This window comes from Pseudobacter sp. (genome assembly GCF_051955275.1).
Classification (GTDB): Bacteria; Bacteroidota; Bacteroidia; order Chitinophagales; family Chitinophagaceae; genus Pseudobacter.
The window spans coordinates 13,703-32,164 of the sequence record NZ_JBQCGW010000181.1 but is presented as its reverse complement, the minus strand read 5'-3'; the positions used below and the strand labels follow the sequence as shown (position 1 = coordinate 32,164).

Below are 18,462 nucleotides of genomic sequence, written 5' to 3'. Positions count from 1 at the left end.
GGAACGGTTGCGCACGATTCATTAATTTTAGGGAATGAAATGCAAACGGGTATATTTTATCAGCGGACTGGCGGCAGATGAGCGGGTGTTCAAACATATCAGGCTGCCCGAAGGAGTTGAAATGGTGCATCTTAACTGGATCGACCCGCAGCAGGATGAGAGCCTTCTCGAATATGCACTGCGGTTGTCCGAAAAGATAGATACAAGTGAGCCCTTTGCATTGGTGGGACTCAGTTTCGGTGGTATGCTGGCAACAGAGATCGCTAAGCGAACAAAGCCGGTGCAGACCGTTCTGATCAGCAGTATACCGCTGAGTGCGCATCTTCCTAAATATTTCAGGGCGGCTGCGGCCATCAGGCTGCATAAAGTGATACCCATCGGTTTTGTGAAAATGATGGCGAGGAGCAAACGGATCTTTACCAGGGAAACAGGGGAAGATAAGAAGCTGCTCCTTCAGATCATCCAGGATAGCGATACACGTTTCATCCGTTGGGCCATGAATGCCATCCTAACCTGGAAAAATGAAGTGCTTCCTGCGCCGCTGATGCATATCCACGGCACCCGTGACGAAGTGCTGCCGCAGCGGCTGACCACGCCCACGCACGTGATCCAGAAGGCTGGTCACCTGCTGGTAATGACGGAGCCGAAGAAGGTGAATAACTTATTGGCGGAAATGGTCGGGAACTAAATAAAACAAACTTTTTTCTTAGAAGCCAAACCTTACATTTGCTCCCCCGAATTAAGGGCCCCGGTCCCATCCCGGCCGTTCGGTAAATCAACATATACCATGGAACCTAAGTACAGTCAAAAGATCGCGGAGAAACTGAATCTTACCCTTAAGCAGATCAACAATGTGCACGACCTCAACGCGGAGGGCGCCACCATCCCGTTCATGGCCCGTTACCGGAAAGAGGCAACCAATAACCTGGATGAGGTGGCCATCGGGAATATCGTGGAGCAGATCACTTATTTCAACGAGCTCGAAAAGCGCAAGGAAACTGTGATCAAAACCATCGATGGTCTGGGTAAGCTGACGCCGGAACTGAAACAGCGCATCGACGATTGTTATGATGCCACCATACTTGAGGACCTCTATCTTCCTTATAAACCGAAGCGCAAAACCCGCGCCACTCAGGCCATCGAGAAAGGCCTGGAGCCACTTGCCAAACTGGTATTTGAGCAGGGCAATGAAGACCTCTCTGCTGAAGCTGAGAAATACCTAAATGAGCAGGTGAAGGATTCCAAAGAAGCATTGCAGGGCGCACGCGATATCATTGCGGAATGGGTCTCTGAAAATGAACAGGCACGTAATAAAGTTCGTCAGCTCTTTACTGAAACGGCTACTTTCTCTTCCAAAGTGCTTACCAGCAAAAAAGAGGAAGAAGAGGCACAGAAGTACCGCGATTATTTCGAGTTCAGTGAACCATTGTCAGACAGCCCTTCCCACCGTGTGCTGGCTATACGCCGTGCAGAGAAAGAGGGTTTCCTGGTAATGGATATCAATATTGAGCAGCAGACAGCTGTGGATGAGCTCAACAGGATCTTCGTGAAAGGCAGCAGCCCCCTGGCTGGCGAAGTGAAGAAGGCTGTGGAAGATTCTTTCGACCGTTTGCTGAAACCTTCTATCGAAAATGAATTCAGGCTCATCAGCAAAAACAAGGCTGATGAAGAAGCTATAAATGTATTCACGGAAAATCTGCGTCAGTTGCTGCTGGCTTCGCCGCTTGGCAGCAAACGCGTACTGGCGCTGGATCCTGGCTTCCGTACCGGTTGCAAACTGGTTTGTCTGGATGCGCAGGGCAACCTGGTGTACAACACGGCCATTTATCCGCATCCTCCGCAGAACGACTGGAACAAGGCAGTAGCAGAACTGAAATTCCTGGTTGATAAATATGAGATCGAAGCTATCGGCATCGGTAATGGAACAGCTGGTCGTGAGACCGAACAACTGGTGCGCAGTATCGATTTCGGCAAGCCTGTGAGCGTGTTCCAGGTGAATGAGAGTGGCGCTTCCATCTATTCCGCATCGGAAGTGGCGCGTGAAGAATTCCCTGACCAGGATGTGACTGTACGTGGTGCAGTGAGCATCGGCAGAAGGCTGCTCGATCCGCTCAGCGAACTGGTGAAGATCGATCCGAAATCAATCGGTGTTGGACAGTACCAGCATGATGTAAACCAGACCAAACTGAAAGATGCACTGGACAGGGTAGTGGAGAGTGCTGTGAACTATGTGGGCGTTGATGTTAACACTGCTTCCAAGCATTTGCTGGTGTATGTGTCCGGCCTCAGCGGAACACTGGCGAAGAATATCGTTGAATACCGTGCAAAGAACGGCGCTTTCAAAAGCCGCGAGGAACTGAAGAAGGTTTCCCTGATGGGGCCAAAAACATTCGAGCAGTGTGCGGGCTTCCTGCGCATACCCGGTGCAGAGAATATCCTGGATAATTCTTCCGTTCACCCGGAAAGCTACTTTGTGGTTGAGCAGATGTCGAAGGATCTCGGTGCTACACCTGCAGACCTGATCCAGCAGACAGAGCTCCGCAAGAAGATCGACCGGAAAAAATACATTTCTGAAAAGATCGGTGAGTTCACCATCGAGGATATCCTGAAAGAACTGGAGAAACCTGGCCGTGATCCCCGTGCTCAGATAGAAGAGTTCCGTTTTGAAGATACCATCAAGTCTATTGAAGATGTAAAGCCTGGTATGGTAGTGCCTGGTATCGTTACGAACATCACCAATTTCGGCGCATTCGTTGATATTGGTGTTAAGCAAGATGGTCTGGTGCATATTTCCCAGCTGAGCAATACTTATATCAGCGATCCTAATGAAGCGGTAAAACTGAACCAGAAAGTAACGGTGACGGTAACCGAAGTGGATGTTGCCCGCAAGCGTATCAGCCTGTCGATGAAGGACAGCAGTAAAGGCAGTGGCAGCAAGTCTTCTGGTGGTGGAGATAGAAGGCCGAATAATAGTGGAGGTGGTGGTATGCAGAAGAGCCAGCCTAAAAAAGCAGAGCCGCTGAATCCTTTTCAGGCCAAACTGGCTGAGCTGAAAAAGAAGTTCAACGACTAAGCGATATACATTTTTACAGATCGGAGGAGCAGGTTAATGATCAGTCATTTCCCTGTTCCTTTTTTGTTTTTTCCTGATGGTCATATCAACAAGGGCAAGGGCAAGCACTGTTGTAATGATGGCGATGCTGTTGAAAAGGGTGCTGTTCATGTACTTCCCGATATTCACCTCCGGCAATTGCACGATAGGGGCGGATTTGCTGAATGCGTTCCAGTCCACATTCGCAAAAGTATAAACCAGCAATGCGGCCAGGCTTACTAAAAAGAAGGCTGCTATTCCGCGGATCACGGATTTTTTTATATAGGTTTTGGCGGCGGGTGTTATCTGTTCCCCGGCAACGGCATCCATCACATTTTGTGTGAAGCGCATGGATGGCTCATCAAGCTCAATGTTCTGTTGCATCAACAGATGTACATCCATGAGTTCATGGTATTTTCTTCTCCATTCGAGGTTTTCTTCGATCAGCTTTGCAATAAAGGAGCGTTCCTGCTCGCTGCTGAGCCCATCGATATAATCCCACAGTCGCTCTTCCATGTTTTCAGGCTTGTTCATAGCTGCCTTTTGAATTTGATCAATATTGTTATCAGTCTGCGATGTTCTTTACTTCTTCCAGGAAATATTCTTCCATTTTGGTCTTCAGTCTTTGCCGTGCCCGGTGAAGTTTCACTTTCACCGTATTGGGGTCCAGACCCATGATCTGTCCTATTTCCTCCAACGATTGCTCTCCTTTATAAAACAGGGTGATGATCTTCGAGTCATCGGGACTGAGCATCCGGATGGCCTGGTTCACCATCTGCAACCTGGATTTCTGTTCTACCTGGTTGGCCCTGAAACCGGAGTCATGGGCATCTGCCAGTTCAAAAACATGTTCCTGGTCGAGCGAATGTACTACCAGTTTTTTCTTCCGGAGGAAAGAAATGCAGGTAGTACTGGTAATAGTGTACAGCCAGGTGCTGAATTTGGAGTCTCCGCGGAAGTCGGCAAGGTTCTTATAAGCCTTCACAAATACATCCTGGGCAATCTCTTCCGCGTCCTCGCGGCTGGAGGTATACCTGCCTGCAATGGTGAAAACGAAGTTCTGGTACTTCTTCACCAGGTCGGCATATAAGGCTTTTTCTCCCCGTAGGATCCTGCTAATGATTTCAGTATCAAGCTGTGCAATATTCATCGCAGGTTATTAGACTACAGAAGTGATTCTCATGTTACAGGTAAGTTACAAATAATTGAAAAGAGATGGAAGATGGAGCCGCCTGGAAATTTCCGGGCAAAAACTGTAACCTGTCCCTGCCGGCCGTAGTCATAGTTGTTGTAAGGGCGCCGCGAAAAAAAACTCTTCAACAGCTGTAACCCGGGAAGAAAACGCGGCGTCTGATCAGACAGGAAACAATCAACCATTCACTTATAAAGACTTTTTTATGGATTTAGTACCAATAGTATTGTTCATCTGTATGTTCGCCTGCATATTCGGCGTAGTGTATCTGCAAAAGAGGGAGAACCTTGCCCTGATAGAAAAAGGCATGAACCCCAAGGAATACCGCCCTGCCCCTTATAAGAACCTGAAATGGGGATTGCTGATGATCGGCGCGGGTATCGGCCTCTTCTTTGCTTTTGTGATCCAATTCTCAGGAATGTTTAACATACGTACTGAAGACAGTGAGGCCTACACCGCCATCTACTTTGCGCTGATCGGTATTTTCGGTGGACTTGGCTTAGTGCTTAGTTACAGGATAGAGAAGAAAGAGACGCTGGATAACAAGCGGATCAACTAAAAATAATAATTTATAAATGAAAAATGGTGTCCTTTCCGGGACACCATTTTCGGTTATTGCTAATTGTTATATTATTTAAACTTATGTATGAAAATATCAAAATCCCCTGCATTGGATGGAATATCCCCATTACTGCTCATACTGGCGCCTGTTGCAACGATGGTATTATCTGTGGTGCAGGTTATGCTGCTGAAATAATCCACATTATCGCCGCCGTAAGCCTTCGTCCAGAGTTTTTTGCCGGTACCATCTATCAGGCAAAGCCATCCATCGAGTCCCCTGGCATCCAGTACAGTGCCTGTAAGTATATAGCTGGTATTCTTATACAGGGTAATATTGTTGAATGATTCTGTGGCGCCTTCATCATCCACCAGCGTAAACCATTGCTTCACCCCTTCCTCGTTTACTTTCATTGCAAATGCATCCTGGCCGCTTACAGCCTCTCCGTAAAAATCGGGTCCTTCGGTTGAGCCTGTAACAATAAAACCTCCGTCTGGTGTGGCAGTGAGGCCCACGAAATAATCGGTTTCCGCTCCGCCGTATTTTTTAGACCAAATAACCCTGCCCAGCCAGTTGAGCTTACACAACCAGCCATCCTGGTTGCCAACACCACCTGCATTGAGGAGGTCTCCATCTGAAGAATTGGTGAAAGCTGCGAATACCACCCCTGTTGCTGATGCTATCAGCTTGCCTCTTCCGGATTCATATTCCTGGCCGCCGTAACATTCCGCAAAAACGGTTGTGCCATCAGCCTGGAGGCGTGCAATAAAGATATCTCCGCTGCCATGGTTGGATTGCATATCGCCATCAGTGCCGCTGGATAAACCGGAGAGATAGATGCTGCCATCAGGAGCTACTGCGATATCTCCGGCAGCTTCGCTATCATGACTTCCGAATAATTTCATCCATCCTGCATTTCCATCTTTGTCGATCTTCTGAACCCAGAGATCGGTGTTCCCGTGGTTAGTGGAAAAATCCCCCTGGTTGCTGCTGGTTTCTCCCAGCAGTACATAACCGCCATCAGGGGTGGCTGCAGCAGCAACAAATTCGTCGTTGCGGTTACCGCCATAATATTTCTTCCATTGTATGGTTCCTTCCGCGTTGTATTTGATGGCAATTGCTTTTGCGCCGGGGCCGGGATTTTCATTGAAGAAGCCGGTATTGCTGCTGGTAGATCCAACAAACAGGTAGCCGCCGTCTGAAGTGGCAATCACTTTACCGGCGTCATCGTATTTGTTCCCGCCCATCATGGTAGTAACAGGATTGGAGTAGAATGCATCGAGGCTGATCAGTACTTCAATGATCTTACCGGCTGAAATGATTTTGATGGTCGTTTGTTTTTTTGCGCCGGTATTGGCTTTAATGGTTTTGAGTGTAAGCGTGGCATCACCTGATCCGCTTCTCTTGTCTACATCCAGCCAGTCCACACCGGCAGGGATTTCTACCGTCCAGTTTCCGGTAACGGTGATGGGTAACGTAGCAGAAAAATCCTGCACACCCAGCATGGTGAGTGTTTTCTTTTCGGGTTCCCCCTGTTCAATCTTTTTGTCATCCTTTTTGCACGAGGCAGAGGTAAGAGCAGCTCCTGCGAGCAGCGTAATGAAAATTCTCTTCATTGACTTGTTAATTGTTTAAGGATGCCAAATTATAGCGGCTGAAGCGCCCGAATTGTTAAACCAGGCCGGAGTGAAGGATTTGCCTGTTGTATTGAAAATTACTGCAATTGTAAAATCGGGAGGGCATAAAAAAAGCCTGATCGTATGATCAGGCGCTGCGTATAATCAGGGAAGTTTTATTTTGCTGCTTCTTCTGCACCGGTCTTATTCCTCTTCTTGTAGGGGTAGTAGAAACGGTGTTCCTTAAAGAACATATTGGTGAGAATACCATCGAACAACTGTAGCCCTTCGGTCATATTCTTTTCAGAAAATTGTGTGGCAAATGCCAGGTAACCCTGTTGCATCACGGCATACGCTACTTTGCAATACAGTTCCTCTTTGTCTTTCTGAAAGGTGAGGGCAGTTACACTGATCACATTCTGACTGTCCTGCAGCAGCTTGTTTTCTGATTTGGCCAGCTTATAACCTTTGTTCTGCAGCTGGTCGGTGATCAGGTCTTCATAAGGTCTGCGCTTGACCATTGCCGTGAGTGTGTCTGCATGAAACAGAACAAGCAGGGAATCTTCCTTCACATAAAGCCCATAGCGTTCTGACTTAACGTCCAGCGAATCGAATTTCCCATTCTCAGGAAGATTGGTCAGGATACCCAGGCGATCGATGGAAAAAGGGAACCAGTTGATGGTATTGATATTCTTGATCTTTGAATTGTACAACCAGCTTCCACTTTTAAGGTGATCCTGGAAGGTGCCGGAATATGAACTGAAGCCTTTGGAAAAGGTGACTGCAACATTATCCGCCTCGGGGTCTTCCAGTTTTTCCGTAGACACCAGCTGCACCGCAAAAGAGTCCCGCGAATCGGTATAGATGAAATCCCGGTTCTGGGTCAGTTTCTGCAATTCCTCTTTCACTTTATCAAGTTCTTCTTTTTTGGGCATGTTGAAACAGCCAGCGAGTACAAAGGGTAATGAGAGTATCAGTAATTGCTTCATAGTAATACAAAATAAAAGAAACTATACAAGAAACGGGTAGTTCCCTGTATAGTTTCTTTGTTATCAGTTCGTTTATTTATTCAGGACTTCGGTGCCTTTCTTTACTTCCTTGTCGTACAGGTTGTTCACTTCGTAATACCCCTCCATTCTCCAGATCTGGCGGGCCATCCAGGTCTTGATCCGCTGCTGCAGATCTTCCTTATCCCTGGCCGGGAGGTTCTGAAGATTGATGCCGGCTTTGGCGGCATAATCTACCAGGCTTGCATAAGCGCCGTCTGCAGGATTGAATCCTTTGGCATATTCGGCAGGTGTTTTGAATTTGCTGAAGAAGTCTTTATGCTCAATGAAGTAAGTGAAGATAAAGCGGCTGAATGTTGGTGTTTTGAACAGGTTGTAAAACTCTTTGGAAAGGGCTGTGGTATCGATGGGTACAAATACATCGGGGGTGATGCCACCGCCGCCGTATACGATCCTTCCTTTCCTGGTTTTATAGGCTGGTCCTGTATGTGTGGTGGCAGAATCTCCATGGATCATTTCACCATTGTTGAAACGGTCTTCCAGCTCTTCGCGGTAAGCACTTCTTCCATGATCGTAAGGTTTCTGGATATTTCGGCCGAGTGGGGTATAGTAGCGGGCAACGGTCAAACGCAGGGCTGATCCGTTGTTCAGCTGATATTGTTCCTGTACAAGACCTTTGCCGAAGGTGCGGCGACCCACGATAGTGGCACGGTCCCAGTCCTGTAAAGCACCAGCCAGGACTTCACTGGCGGAAGCGGAGTTCTCATCCACCAGCACTACCAGTGTGCCTTTTTCAAAGAGGCCCGGGCGTTTGCAGTGGTATTCCGTTTTTTTGGAATGCGAGCCCTGTGTGTATACGATGAGTTTATTATCGTCGAGGAATTCATCGGCCATATCGATGGCTTCACCGAGGATACCGCCGCCATTGTCGCGCAGATCGAGCATGAGTTTTTTCAGGCCTTTCGACTGGAGGTTTTCCATGGCAGCCATGAATTCTTCGTAAGTGGTGCCGGAGAATTTGTTCACGTGGATATAACCGGTAGAGTCATCGATCATATAAGCCGCATCTACGGAATAGAGCGGGATCATACCGCGGGTAACGGTGAGTTTCAGTTGTTTGCCGTTGCGCAGGAGCAGCACATCCACTTTTGATTTGGAAGGGCCGCGGAGCAGCTTGCGGATCCTGTCGCCATTGATACCGCTTCCGGTAACGCTTGAGTCGCCCACTTTCAGGAACTGATCCCCTGTTTTGATGCCAGCCTGGTCACTGGGGCCGCCGGGCAGTACATTGCTGGCGTATACGGTATCGTTGAGGATAAAATATTCCACGCCGATGCCTTCAAAATTACCCTGGAGGTCTTCATTCACTTCGGCGAGCCGGTTGGCAGGGATATAGATAGAGTGGGGGTCCAGGTGGCCCAGCATGGCCTGAACGGCATCATCGCTGAGGGAGTCCTGGTTCACTGAATCAACATAACGCAGATTGATAAGGTCCATCACTTCCTGGAGGGTGGAGGGCCGGGCGGTGTCAAAGAGGCCGCGGGAAAATGGGATATTCTTCCTGAGTCCGGATCCGATCCACATCCCAATGATCAGAACGATCGAAAAGAGCAGTGGAAGCCATACCTGTAATTTCTTCATGCAAGGGTCACTTAAATATTAAATTTCTCAAATTTCGGGGCGAAGTTCATAATTAATTCTCAATTCCACGCTTTACCTTCGTTGAACGGTTGTTAAATAGTAGGAGTGTTATCTCCGGGCTAATGATTTAAATGAAGTTTTATGGCAATACTGATAGCAGATAGTGGATCAACAAAGGCGGAATGGGCGCTGGCTGGCAAAGGCAAAAAGACCAAAACGGTATTTACACAGGGTATCAGCCCTTATTTCCTGAATACCGATCAGATTGAAGAGGTGATCAGGAAAGAATTATTGCCTGGCCTGAAAAAGGCCGACCTGGAATCCATTACGGCCATCTACTATTATGGCACCGGATGCAGCAACCCTGCCAATGTGAAGAGTGTAAAAACAGCCCTCGGCCGCGTTTTCAAGGGGGTGAAGCCGATTGAGGTAACACATGACCTGATGGGCATTGCCCGTGCCTCCTGCGGGGATGAGAAAGGCATAGCCTGTATCCTGGGAACCGGCAGCAATACCTGCTACTACAACGGAAAAAGCATCGTGAAAATAAGCCCGGGACTGGGTTATGCCCTGGGTGACGAAGGCAGCGGCGCCTACCTGGGCAAGAAAGTGATCCAGTACTACCTGTACGGCACATTCGATGAAGAGCTCCGTTACCGCTTCGATCAGAAATATAATACTTCCGCCTCCGAAATACTCGATAATGTATACAAGAAGCCTTTCCCCAACAGGTACCTGGCTTCTTTCGCACTCTTTTTGTCTGAGAACCGGGAACACTACATGATCGAGAATATCATCGAAGACGGTCTGAACGATTTCTTTTTTACCCATCTCTGCAAACTGAATGAAAGCTGGAAAATGCCGATCCACTTTGTAGGCAGTGTGGGTTTTGCTTTCAAGGAGGTTTTGGCCGACCTTTGTCATGCTTACGAATTCGAGCTCGGCAAGGTGTTGAAAACCCCGATGGGAGGTCTGATCAAATATCATATCGGATAATTTTTACCCCGCCGGCCCCGTTCTTAATAAAGAAATCTTGAATCATGTCAGCGGCTTTCAATAAGGTCACGGAGCAAGCCAGCTCCTACAGGCACCTGGAGAAGATGAGCATCCGTGAGTTGCTCACCAATATCAATGCTGAAGATCAGCAGGTGCCCCTGGTGGTGGCAAAGGCCATCCCCCAGATAGAACAGCTTGTTACTATTATCAGCGATAAAATGCTGGCCGGAGGCCGGCTTTTTTATATCGGGGCAGGCACCAGCGGCCGCCTGGGTGTGCTGGATGCCAGTGAGATACCGCCTACTTACGGTCTTCCCCAAGGATTGGTGATCGGCATCATTGCCGGCGGCCAGGAGGCCATCCAGAAGCCCATCGAGCATGCGGAAGACAGCTGGGAGCAGGGTTGGCTGGATCTTGAAAAGCATCAGATAAACGACAATGACGTAGTGGTGGGCATCGCTGCCAGCGGCACTACACCCTATGTGATCGGCGCTATAAAGGAAGCCCGTCAGCGTGGAATCGTTACCGGTTGCATCACCAATAACCAGGGTACCCCGCTTGCCGCCGCTGCGGAATTCCCCATTGAAGTAGTGGTAGGTCCGGAATTTGTAACAGGCAGCACGCGTATGAAAAGCGGCACTGCACAAAAGCTGGTGTTGAATATGATCTCCACTTCCGTGATGATACAGATAGGACGGGTAGAAGATAATAAGATGGTTAACATGCAGCTTACCAACGCAAAACTGGTTGACCGCGGCACTAAAATGCTGATGGAAAAATCAGGCATCACTGATTACGAGAAGGCAAAACAATTGCTGTTGAAATACGGCAGCGTGAAAGCCGCAGTGGATTCCCTCTGATTATTTTCACAAAAAAATATTTGGAAAGGGCCACCCGTTGAACGTAAATTGTAAATAGTTATGCATGATATAGAACCATTTTACAATTGGCGTCACATCTATACAAGTGAGCAGGATGAACGGTCTCCGTTCTACGGGCGCGTATACAGCGAGTTTGAATTCACTCAAACCATTTACAATTATTATATCCATCCCCAATGGGATGATTTCGGCAGCCGCACCATGTACCTCAAAGTACTGATCGCGGATTATGAAGAACATTATGCCGTGATTGAGCTGATAGGAGAATGGAACGATGCGATCGAGAACGATATCATGGAGCTCAAACGCGAAGTGGCCGACCCCTTTATTTACGAAGGAATCAATAAGTTCATCCTCATTGCAGAGAACGTACTCAATTTCCACAGCTCGGATAAAGAATACTATGAAGAATGGTTCGATGAAGTGACCGATGAGAACGGCTGGGTAGTGATCCTTAACATGCCCGAACAAACGCAGTATGATTTCAAACGCGCCAAACTACACCGCTACTTTGAACTGATGGAACTGAACAACTGGCGAACTTACAAGCCATTCCACCTCTTCAAAAAAATTGATGAACAGATGCAGAAGCGCCTTGAATAAGGAATTTGTTGCAGCAATAATATGGTGTGCCCAGTAGCTCGCCTCTGGCGAACACCGTGTCGCCGGAGGCGACAGAATATAAGTCACTCGCGGGGACGAGAGCGACCGGGCACACTCCGACAAATATTCGCACTCTCCAACTAACATTCGCATTCTCCAACTAACATTCGTTTTCCATTAATTTTACAGATTCTCAAAAAATTATTTTGCGTTTCAGCTTTTGTGACTACTTTTGATTCAATGAACATCAACAAGGCATACGGTTTCTTTTATTTTAGCTTTTACTATTTTAGTACGAGGCCGGGAATGCTTTTGTTGAAAACAAACTAAGAGATAAAAAAATCAACATAAGAAGTCCCGGCCTACAGCCGGGACTTTTGTTTTTACTAATCGTTACAGATCAGTTCAATATGTCAACAAAAGTCTCGATACAAGGATACGAAGGAAGTTTTCACCAGGTAGCTGCACAGCAGTACTTCAGCAAAGATGTGGAAGTGATACCCTGCGCCACTTTCCGCGAGGTAGTGAAGATCGCAGGCAACAAAAAAGAGTCCGATGGCGGTGTGATGGCCATCGAAAACTCCATCGCCGGCAGCATCCTTCCCAACTACAGCCTCCTGCAGAAAAGCAATCTCCGCATCACAGGAGAGATCTACCTCCCCATCAAACAACAGTTACTGGTCAATCCCGGTGTGCAGCTCGAAGATATCCGCGAAGTGCACAGCCATCATATGGCCATTCAGCAATGCCTGGAATACCTGGATAAATACGACTGGAAGCTGGTAGAGACCGAAGACACAGCACTCAGCGCCAAAAAGCTGCACCAGCACAAAAGCAAGCATATTGCGGCCATCGCCAGCAAACTGGCGGCCGATCTCTTTGAACTGGATGTGATTGCGCCCAATATCCACACCATGAAAAGCAATTACACCCGTTTCCTCATCATCCAACGGGAAGATATAGCCGAAGTAGTGGCAGATGCCAATAAGGCATCCGTCAATTTCAATACAGATCACTCCAGAGGCAGCCTCGCCCGCGTGCTCACCCTCATAGCAAACGGCGGCATCAACCTCAGCAAACTGCAGAGTTTCCCCATCCCGGGAAGCGACTGGCAGTACAGCTTCCACGCCGATATGGAATTCGATTCCATGCAGCAGTTCGAAGAAGTGATCAGCCAGATCAAACCCATTACCACTGAGCTCAAAGTATACGGTGTTTACAAAAAAGGCAAAGCGATTGTATGATAACTACATCCAGAAGATTAGAAGGAATCGGTGAATATTATTTCTCCCAGAAACTGAGAGAGATCGATGGCCTCAACCAGCAGGGCAAACAGATCATCAACCTCGGTATCGGATCTCCCGATCTTCCACCACATCCTGATGTGATCAAAACCCTGCAGGAAGAAAGTGCAAAACCTAACGTGCATGCCTACCAGTCGTACAAGGGATCACCCGTACTGCGAAAAGCGGTGGCTGACTGGTATGCAAAATGGTACAATGTGCCGCTTAATCCTGATACGGAGATCCTGCCGCTGATCGGCAGCAAGGAGGGCATCATGCATATCTGTATGACCTACCTGAATGCAGGCGATATGGCGCTCATCCCCAATCCCGGTTATCCTACCTACAGCAGCGCCGTGAAACTGGCAGGCGGAACCACCGTTCCCTACGAGCTTACGGAAGCCAATAACTGGTTCCCCGACCTGGAAGAACTGGGGCGGCAGGTAACTGCGCTTAATCAACAGGGTGAGGGAGTGGTAAAACTGATGTGGGTGAACTATCCGCAGATGCCTACCGGTAAGCTGCCTGAAGAAGCCCTCTTCCAAAAACTGGTGGCTTTCGGCAAACAACATAATATTCTTATCTGTCACGATAACCCATACAGCTTCATCCTCAACGATGCTCCCATGAGCCTGCTCAGTGTGGAAGGCGCAAAGGATGTGGTGGTGGAGCTCAACAGTCTCAGCAAGAGCCAGAACATGGCCGGCTGGCGGGTGGGCACGCTCTGCGGCGCCAAAGATCGCATAGACGAAGTGCTGCGCTTCAAGAGCAATATGGACAGTGGTATGTTCCTGCCCCTGCAACTGGCGGCCGCAACAGCGCTGGGCCTTCCGGGAGAATGGTATAAACAGGTGAACGATGTATACCGTGCCCGGAGAACCAAAGTATTTGAACTGCTCACCCTGCTCAATTGTGTGTATGATGAGAGCCAGGCAGGCATGTTCGTATGGGCAAAGATCCCTGCAGGATACAAAGATGGATTTGCCCTCAGTGATGAAGTATTGTACAATGCCAATGTATTCATCACGCCCGGAGGCATCTTCGGCAATGCCGGCAACCCTTACGTGCGCGTTAGCCTCTGCAGCAGCGAAGAGAAACTGAAGGAAAGCATTCAACGCGTACAGCATTTTTTATCAACCGCAAAAGTTACCGTATAGCATGTTCAATGCAGTTACCATAGTAGGGGTGGGCCTTATCGGCGGTTCTTTCAGCCTGGCGCTGAAGAACCTGGGCCTTACCAAAAAAGTGATCGGCGTAAGCCGCACAAAATCCAGCTCCGACAAAGCCCTTGAGCTGGGATTGATAGACGAAGCCATGAGCCTCGAAGATGCCGTCCGCAACAGTGACCTCATTTATGTGGCCATCCCCGTTGATACCACCATCCCGGTGATGAAACAGATCATGGATCTGGTTACGGACAAACAGATTGTGGTGGATGCAGGATCCACCAAGTCAGTACTCTGCGAGTCCCTGGCCGGCCACCCCATGCGTCACCGTTTTGTTGCCACACATCCGATGTGGGGTACCGAGTACAGCGGACCTGAAGCGGCCGTGCAGGACGCCTTCACCGGCAGGACCTGCGTGATCTGCGAAAAAGAGAAAAGTGATCCCGTTATAGTGGACATTATCGAGAACGTATACCGTCAGCTGGGCATGCGCCTGAGCTATATGGATGCCAACAGCCATGATATGCACGCGGCCTACGTAAGCCATATCTCCCATATCACCTCCTTTGCCCTGGCCAATACGGTGCTGGAGAAGGAGCGGGAAGAGGATGCCATCTTTGAACTGGCCGGTGGTGGTTTTGAAAGCACCGTGAGGCTGGCCAAGAGCAACCCGGCCATGTGGGTGCCCATCTTTATGCAGAATAAGGAGCATGTACTGGATGTGCTGAACGAGCATATCAGCCAGCTGAGAAAGTTCAAAGCCTGCCTGGAAAAGGAGAACTTTGAGTACCTGCAGGAACTCATTGAGCAGGCAAACAAAATCAGGAGGATCATTAAATGAACTGGAATTTCGATACGATATTCTTTGGCCTGTTCGGCATAGTATGCCTGTATCTGGCAATCAAAAGGTCCAAATGGTTATTCTGGGGCGCTTCCCGGTCGGAAAGACTGGAATTGTCACTGGGGAAAAATTACAAGCTGTGGGTGAATCTCACGGCAGGGCTCTTATGCCTGGGCATTGCTACCTGGTTTTTGCTACGCTAGCATTGCTTTTCAGCTCTTTGGAAGGATAATTTAGGCCATCGCCGCCGTATGCAGTACCTTTGCGCAAATTTTTTACTTTATGACGACTTTCGACGCGTTGGGTTTGGATGCTAGGTTGGTACAGGCTACCGATGCACTTGGCTACAAAAACCCGACACCTATTCAGGAACAAGCGATTCCTGTTTTGCTCAGCGGCACCAAAGATCTGGTGGGCCTGGCGCAAACCGGTACGGGGAAAACGGCCGCATTCGGATTGCCTTTACTGCACCTCGTAGACGAGAAACAGAGACACCCCCAGGCGCTGGTAGTTTGCCCTACAAGAGAATTGTGCCTCCAGATCGTGACTGAAATGGAAGGTTTCAAGAAATTCCTGCCCCAGATGTTCGTGGCCGCAGTGTACGGCGGAGCATCCATCGGGCAACAGATCAGGGAACTGAAAAGAGGCGTTCAGATAGTGGTGGCAACACCCGGACGCCTGATCGACCTGATAGAACGCAAAGCAATCAATCTCGAAGAGATCAAATATGTGGTGCTGGATGAGGCTGATGAAATGCTGAACATGGGTTTCAAGGATGATATCGAATTCATCCTGCAGAACACCCCTAACAGGGAAGCTACCTGGCTGTTCAGCGCTACCATGCCGCCAGAGATCAAACGTGTAAGCAAACGCTACATGAAAGATCCTTTTGAGATCACAGTAGGCAAAGTGAACACCGCCAACAAGAACATCGATCACCAGTACTATGTTACCTCGGCTCAATACAGGTACCAGGCACTGAAAAGACTGATCGATTTCAACCCGGGTATTTATGGGATCATCTTTACCCGTACCAAGGCAGACGCACAGGACATCGCCGAAAAACTGACACGCGAAGGATATGATATTGATGCGCTGCATGGAGATCTTACCCAGCAACAGCGCGACAAGGTTATGGGCGAGTTCCGTGATAAAACCTTACAGCTCTTGATTGCAACGGATGTGGCAGCAAGGGGTATCGACGTAAAAGATATCACGCATGTGATCAACTACGAATTACCGGATGATGTGGAAGTGTACACTCACCGCAGCGGCCGTACAGGACGCGCCGGTAATACCGGAATCTGTATGTCGATCGTGCATGTACGGGAAACCGGCAAAATGAGGACCATCCAGTCCATCGTTCAGGCGCCTTTCCACAAACTGGAGATCCCCAGCGGAAAAGATGTTTGCCGCAAGCAGTTCTACTATTTCATGGATAAACTCCTGCAGGCGGATATCAGCCATGGTGATTATGAGACTTACGTACCCATGCTGGAAGAGAAGTTCGCAGACATGAGCAAGGAAGAAATCCTGAAACGTGTGGCAGCCATGGAGTTCGACCGCTTCCTCAAGTATTATGAGAATGCGGAAGACCTCAATGTTCGCCCGGATGCACGCAGGGAAAGAACAATGGGTGGAGGAATGGACCGTGGCGGACGCTTTGAGCGTAGTGGCGACAGAAATGGCAACCGCCGCGATACAAGAGGCCGCGAGTTCGGCGGAGGTGGCGATTATGCACGCCTCTTTGTGAACCTCGGCACCAAGGACGGATTTTACAAAGCCAGCTTCTTGCAATTCATCCTGGATATGAGCGACCTGAAAAAGGAAGTGCTCGGAAGGATCGATATGAAAGAAATGAACAGCTGGATAGAGATCGATAAGCGCGCAGCGCAACAGATGATCCGCTCTATAGATGGTAAGAACTACAAGGGTAGAAGGATCAGAATGAACGACGCAGACAGCAGACGATAATTCAAATAATGAATTGAAAATTTGAATACGTCTGTTGCCCGGAAAATCAACAAAATCAAAACAGACATATTCAAATTTTCAATTTCATAGTATGACAAGCAGTGAAACAACCATGAAGGAAACAGTGCAGGCTAAGTGGAACAAACGCCCCCTGATCATCTCAGGCCCCTGTAGCGCAGAAACTGAAGAGCAGGTACTCGAAACCGCTCAGCGCCTCGCCAACACCGGAAAAGTAGACATCCTCCGCGCCGGAATCTGGAAACCCCGTACACGCCCCGGTTCCTTCGAAGGCATCGGCACCAAGGGACTCCCCTGGATGCAGCAAGCCAAAAAACTGACCGGTCTCCCCATCACAGTAGAAGTAGCTACCGCCAAACAGGTGGAAGATGCCCTGCACTTTGATGTAGACGTGCTCTGGATCGGCGCCCGCACCACTGTGAACCCCTTCAGCGTTCAGGAAGTGGCCGATGCACTCAAAGGAGTGAACGTTCCTGTACTGATCAAGAACCCGATCAACCCCGACCTCGAATTATGGACCGGCGCCGTTGAGCGCGTGGCTAAAGCAGGCATCGACCAGATCGGCCTCATCCACCGCGGCTTCAGCGCATATGGTAATACAGAATACCGCAATGCCCCCATGTGGCACCTCGCCATCGAAATGAAACGCCGCAACCCAACGCTGCCTTTCATCAATGATCCTTCACATATCTGCGGCAGAAGGGATATCCTCCTGGATGTAATGCAGAAAGCAGTCAACCTGGATTACGATGGCTTCATCATCGAATCTCATATCGACCCCGATAAGGCATGGAGCGACGCCAAACAACAGGTTACCCCCGAGCGCCTCGCTGAAATGCTCAATGAAATCGTTTGGAGGAAAGAAGATACCCCCTCTGAAGAATTCCACCTGGCCCTCGAGAAACTCCGCCAGCAGATCAACCACCTGGATGATGAACTGATGCAGATCCTCGGCCAGCGTATGAAAGTGGCTGAACTGATCGGTGAATACAAAAAGAACAACGAGATCACCATCCTGCAGACCAACCGCTGGAATGAGATCCTGGAACGTGCTTTCGGTAAAGGTGAAAAACTCGGCCTCAGCAAAGAATTCATCACCAAGTATTTCGACGCTGTGCACATGGAAAGTATCAATCACCAGAACAAGATCATGAACGATTAATCAGTGTCAGCCAATTACCATAAGATCTGGCTCTTTGTTCATGTGATCGTAACCGTTCACGAAAGAAAACCATTGCTGAAGAAACCTATCCGTACCGTTCTCTTTGCACACCTGCAGCGGGACGCATCGGAAAAAGGAACGAAAGTGATGGCGGTGAATGGCGTGGAAGATCACCTGCATCTGATGATACAGCTACACCCTGCCCAAAACCTCTTGCAGGTAATGAATGCACTCAAATCCGAAGCGGCAAACTGGATCAACAATTCCAACCTGCTGACCGAACCATTTGAATGGCAGGATGGTTTCGCCGCTTACTCGGTGAGCCCCTCAGGAGTGAAGCAGGTAGCGGATTTCATCGGCAAACAGGAGGAATACCATAAATCGAAATCGCTCGAAAGCGAACTGGAAGTATTCGATAAAGTACAACTGTAA

18 protein-coding genes are annotated in these 18,462 nt (G+C 48.8%); 13 read left to right on the top strand and 5 right to left on the bottom strand.

What is annotated here, in order from left to right; all coding sequences use genetic code 11:
• The first annotated feature begins 34 nt into the window (after window positions 1-34).
• The gene (locus ACTHMC_RS15380; RefSeq protein ID WP_440414303.1) at window positions 35-688 is read left to right on the top strand and encodes an alpha/beta fold hydrolase; all 654 of its coding nucleotides are present in this window, start codon (window positions 35-37) and stop codon (window positions 686-688) included.
• 99 nt (window positions 689-787) lie between these two features.
• On the top strand, window positions 788-3,073 hold the full coding sequence (locus ACTHMC_RS15375; protein WP_440414301.1) for a Tex family protein: 2,286 nt from the start codon (window positions 788-790) through the stop codon (window positions 3,071-3,073).
• 33 nt (window positions 3,074-3,106) lie between these two features.
• Here the strand turns inward: ACTHMC_RS15375 and ACTHMC_RS15370 are convergent, their stop codons facing one another.
• Window positions 3,107-3,625, bottom strand: a complete 519-nt coding sequence (locus ACTHMC_RS15370; protein ID WP_440414300.1) for a hypothetical protein — start codon at window positions 3,623-3,625, stop codon at window positions 3,107-3,109.
• Between the two features lie 31 nt (window positions 3,626-3,656).
• Complete coding sequence (locus ACTHMC_RS15365; protein WP_440414299.1) at window positions 3,657-4,241, bottom strand: RNA polymerase sigma factor; 585 nt, start codon at window positions 4,239-4,241, stop codon at window positions 3,657-3,659.
• A gap of 247 nt (window positions 4,242-4,488) precedes the next feature.
• Between ACTHMC_RS15365 and ACTHMC_RS15360 the strand changes: the two genes are divergently transcribed.
• Window positions 4,489-4,842: a DUF6249 domain-containing protein gene (locus ACTHMC_RS15360; protein WP_440414297.1), complete on the top strand. Its 354-nt coding sequence runs from the start codon at window positions 4,489-4,491 to the stop codon at window positions 4,840-4,842.
• Window positions 4,843-4,913: 71 nt separating this feature from the next.
• On the opposite strand, the gene ACTHMC_RS15355 is transcribed toward ACTHMC_RS15360, so the two are convergent.
• The 3 genes from ACTHMC_RS15355 to ACTHMC_RS15345 form a co-directional block, all read right to left on the bottom strand.
• Entirely contained in the window at window positions 4,914-6,458 is a 1,545-nt protein-coding gene (locus tag ACTHMC_RS15355) for a BACON domain-containing protein (RefSeq protein WP_440414296.1), read from the bottom strand.
• Between the two features lie 176 nt (window positions 6,459-6,634).
• Window positions 6,635-7,447 carry a hypothetical protein gene (locus tag ACTHMC_RS15350; protein WP_440414295.1) on the bottom strand — a complete coding sequence of 271 codons (813 nt, stop codon included), beginning with the start codon at window positions 7,445-7,447 and terminating at the stop codon, window positions 6,635-6,637.
• Window positions 7,448-7,519: 72 nt separating this feature from the next.
• Complete coding sequence (locus ACTHMC_RS15345) at window positions 7,520-9,106, bottom strand: S41 family peptidase (RefSeq protein WP_440414293.1); 1,587 nt, start codon at window positions 9,104-9,106, stop codon at window positions 7,520-7,522.
• A 141-nt stretch (window positions 9,107-9,247) separates the two neighbouring features.
• On the opposite strand from ACTHMC_RS15345, the gene ACTHMC_RS15340 reads away from it, so the two are divergent.
• From ACTHMC_RS15340 to tnpA, 10 genes are all read left to right on the top strand, one after another.
• The gene (locus ACTHMC_RS15340) at window positions 9,248-10,102 is read left to right on the top strand and encodes an N-acetylglucosamine kinase (RefSeq protein ID WP_440414292.1); all 855 of its coding nucleotides are present in this window, start codon (window positions 9,248-9,250) and stop codon (window positions 10,100-10,102) included.
• Window positions 10,103-10,146: 44 nt separating this feature from the next.
• Window positions 10,147-10,962, top strand: coding sequence for an N-acetylmuramic acid 6-phosphate etherase (gene murQ / locus ACTHMC_RS15335; protein WP_440414291.1), 816 nt, complete (start codon window positions 10,147-10,149; stop codon window positions 10,960-10,962).
• A 60-nt stretch (window positions 10,963-11,022) separates the two neighbouring features.
• Entirely contained in the window at window positions 11,023-11,586 is a 564-nt protein-coding gene (locus tag ACTHMC_RS15330) for a hypothetical protein (protein WP_440414290.1), read from the top strand.
• 410 nt (window positions 11,587-11,996) lie between these two features.
• A complete protein-coding gene (locus ACTHMC_RS15325) occupies window positions 11,997-12,830 on the top strand; it encodes a prephenate dehydratase (RefSeq protein WP_440414288.1) in 834 nt (277 codons plus the stop codon).
• Window positions 12,827-14,026, top strand: a complete 1,200-nt coding sequence (locus ACTHMC_RS15320; RefSeq protein ID WP_440414287.1) for a pyridoxal phosphate-dependent aminotransferase — start codon at window positions 12,827-12,829, stop codon at window positions 14,024-14,026. Before ACTHMC_RS15325 ends, ACTHMC_RS15320 begins: the two co-directional genes overlap by 4 nt.
• 1 nt (window position 14,027) lies before the next feature.
• Window positions 14,028-14,876 (top strand): prephenate dehydrogenase, encoded by an 849-nt coding sequence (locus tag ACTHMC_RS15315; RefSeq protein ID WP_440414286.1) that lies wholly within the window; start codon window positions 14,028-14,030, stop codon window positions 14,874-14,876.
• Complete coding sequence (locus ACTHMC_RS15310; protein WP_440414285.1) at window positions 14,873-15,079, top strand: hypothetical protein; 207 nt, start codon at window positions 14,873-14,875, stop codon at window positions 15,077-15,079. The genes ACTHMC_RS15315 and ACTHMC_RS15310 overlap by 4 nt, the downstream gene beginning before the upstream one ends.
• A gap of 79 nt (window positions 15,080-15,158) precedes the next feature.
• The gene (locus ACTHMC_RS15305; protein ID WP_440414284.1) at window positions 15,159-16,850 is read left to right on the top strand and encodes a DEAD/DEAH box helicase; all 1,692 of its coding nucleotides are present in this window, start codon (window positions 15,159-15,161) and stop codon (window positions 16,848-16,850) included.
• A 91-nt stretch (window positions 16,851-16,941) separates the two neighbouring features.
• A complete protein-coding gene (locus tag ACTHMC_RS15300) occupies window positions 16,942-18,030 on the top strand; it encodes a chorismate mutase (RefSeq protein WP_440414283.1) in 1,089 nt (362 codons plus the stop codon).
• Window positions 18,031-18,033: 3 nt separating this feature from the next.
• A complete protein-coding gene (tnpA, locus tag ACTHMC_RS15295) occupies window positions 18,034-18,462 on the top strand; it encodes an IS200/IS605 family transposase (RefSeq protein WP_440414282.1) in 429 nt (142 codons plus the stop codon).

Excerpts from the sequence above, each read along its gene's own strand:
- ACTHMC_RS15380 (WP_440414303.1), top strand. The coding sequence starts at position 35 with ATGAAATGCAAACGGGTATATTTTATCAGCGGACTGGCGGCAGATGAG.
- ACTHMC_RS15375 (WP_440414301.1), top strand. The coding sequence starts at position 788 with ATGGAACCTAAGTACAGTCAAAAGATCGCGGAGAAACTGAATCTTACC.
- ACTHMC_RS15370 (WP_440414300.1), bottom strand. The coding sequence starts at position 3,625 with ATGAACAAGCCTGAAAACATGGAAGAGCGACTGTGGGATTATATCGAT.
- ACTHMC_RS15365 (WP_440414299.1), bottom strand. The coding sequence starts at position 4,241 with ATGAATATTGCACAGCTTGATACTGAAATCATTAGCAGGATCCTACGG.
- ACTHMC_RS15360 (WP_440414297.1), top strand. The coding sequence starts at position 4,489 with ATGGATTTAGTACCAATAGTATTGTTCATCTGTATGTTCGCCTGCATA.
- ACTHMC_RS15355 (WP_440414296.1), bottom strand. The coding sequence starts at position 6,458 with ATGAAGAGAATTTTCATTACGCTGCTCGCAGGAGCTGCTCTTACCTCT.
- ACTHMC_RS15350 (WP_440414295.1), bottom strand. The coding sequence starts at position 7,447 with ATGAAGCAATTACTGATACTCTCATTACCCTTTGTACTCGCTGGCTGT.
- ACTHMC_RS15345 (WP_440414293.1), bottom strand. The coding sequence starts at position 9,106 with ATGAAGAAATTACAGGTATGGCTTCCACTGCTCTTTTCGATCGTTCTG.
- ACTHMC_RS15340 (WP_440414292.1), top strand. The coding sequence starts at position 9,248 with ATGGCAATACTGATAGCAGATAGTGGATCAACAAAGGCGGAATGGGCG.
- murQ (WP_440414291.1), top strand. The coding sequence starts at position 10,147 with ATGTCAGCGGCTTTCAATAAGGTCACGGAGCAAGCCAGCTCCTACAGG.
- ACTHMC_RS15330 (WP_440414290.1), top strand. The coding sequence starts at position 11,023 with ATGCATGATATAGAACCATTTTACAATTGGCGTCACATCTATACAAGT.
- ACTHMC_RS15325 (WP_440414288.1), top strand. The coding sequence starts at position 11,997 with ATGTCAACAAAAGTCTCGATACAAGGATACGAAGGAAGTTTTCACCAG.
- ACTHMC_RS15320 (WP_440414287.1), top strand. The coding sequence starts at position 12,827 with ATGATAACTACATCCAGAAGATTAGAAGGAATCGGTGAATATTATTTC.
- ACTHMC_RS15315 (WP_440414286.1), top strand. The coding sequence starts at position 14,028 with ATGTTCAATGCAGTTACCATAGTAGGGGTGGGCCTTATCGGCGGTTCT.
- ACTHMC_RS15310 (WP_440414285.1), top strand. The coding sequence starts at position 14,873 with ATGAACTGGAATTTCGATACGATATTCTTTGGCCTGTTCGGCATAGTA.
- ACTHMC_RS15305 (WP_440414284.1), top strand. The coding sequence starts at position 15,159 with ATGACGACTTTCGACGCGTTGGGTTTGGATGCTAGGTTGGTACAGGCT.
- ACTHMC_RS15300 (WP_440414283.1), top strand. The coding sequence starts at position 16,942 with ATGACAAGCAGTGAAACAACCATGAAGGAAACAGTGCAGGCTAAGTGG.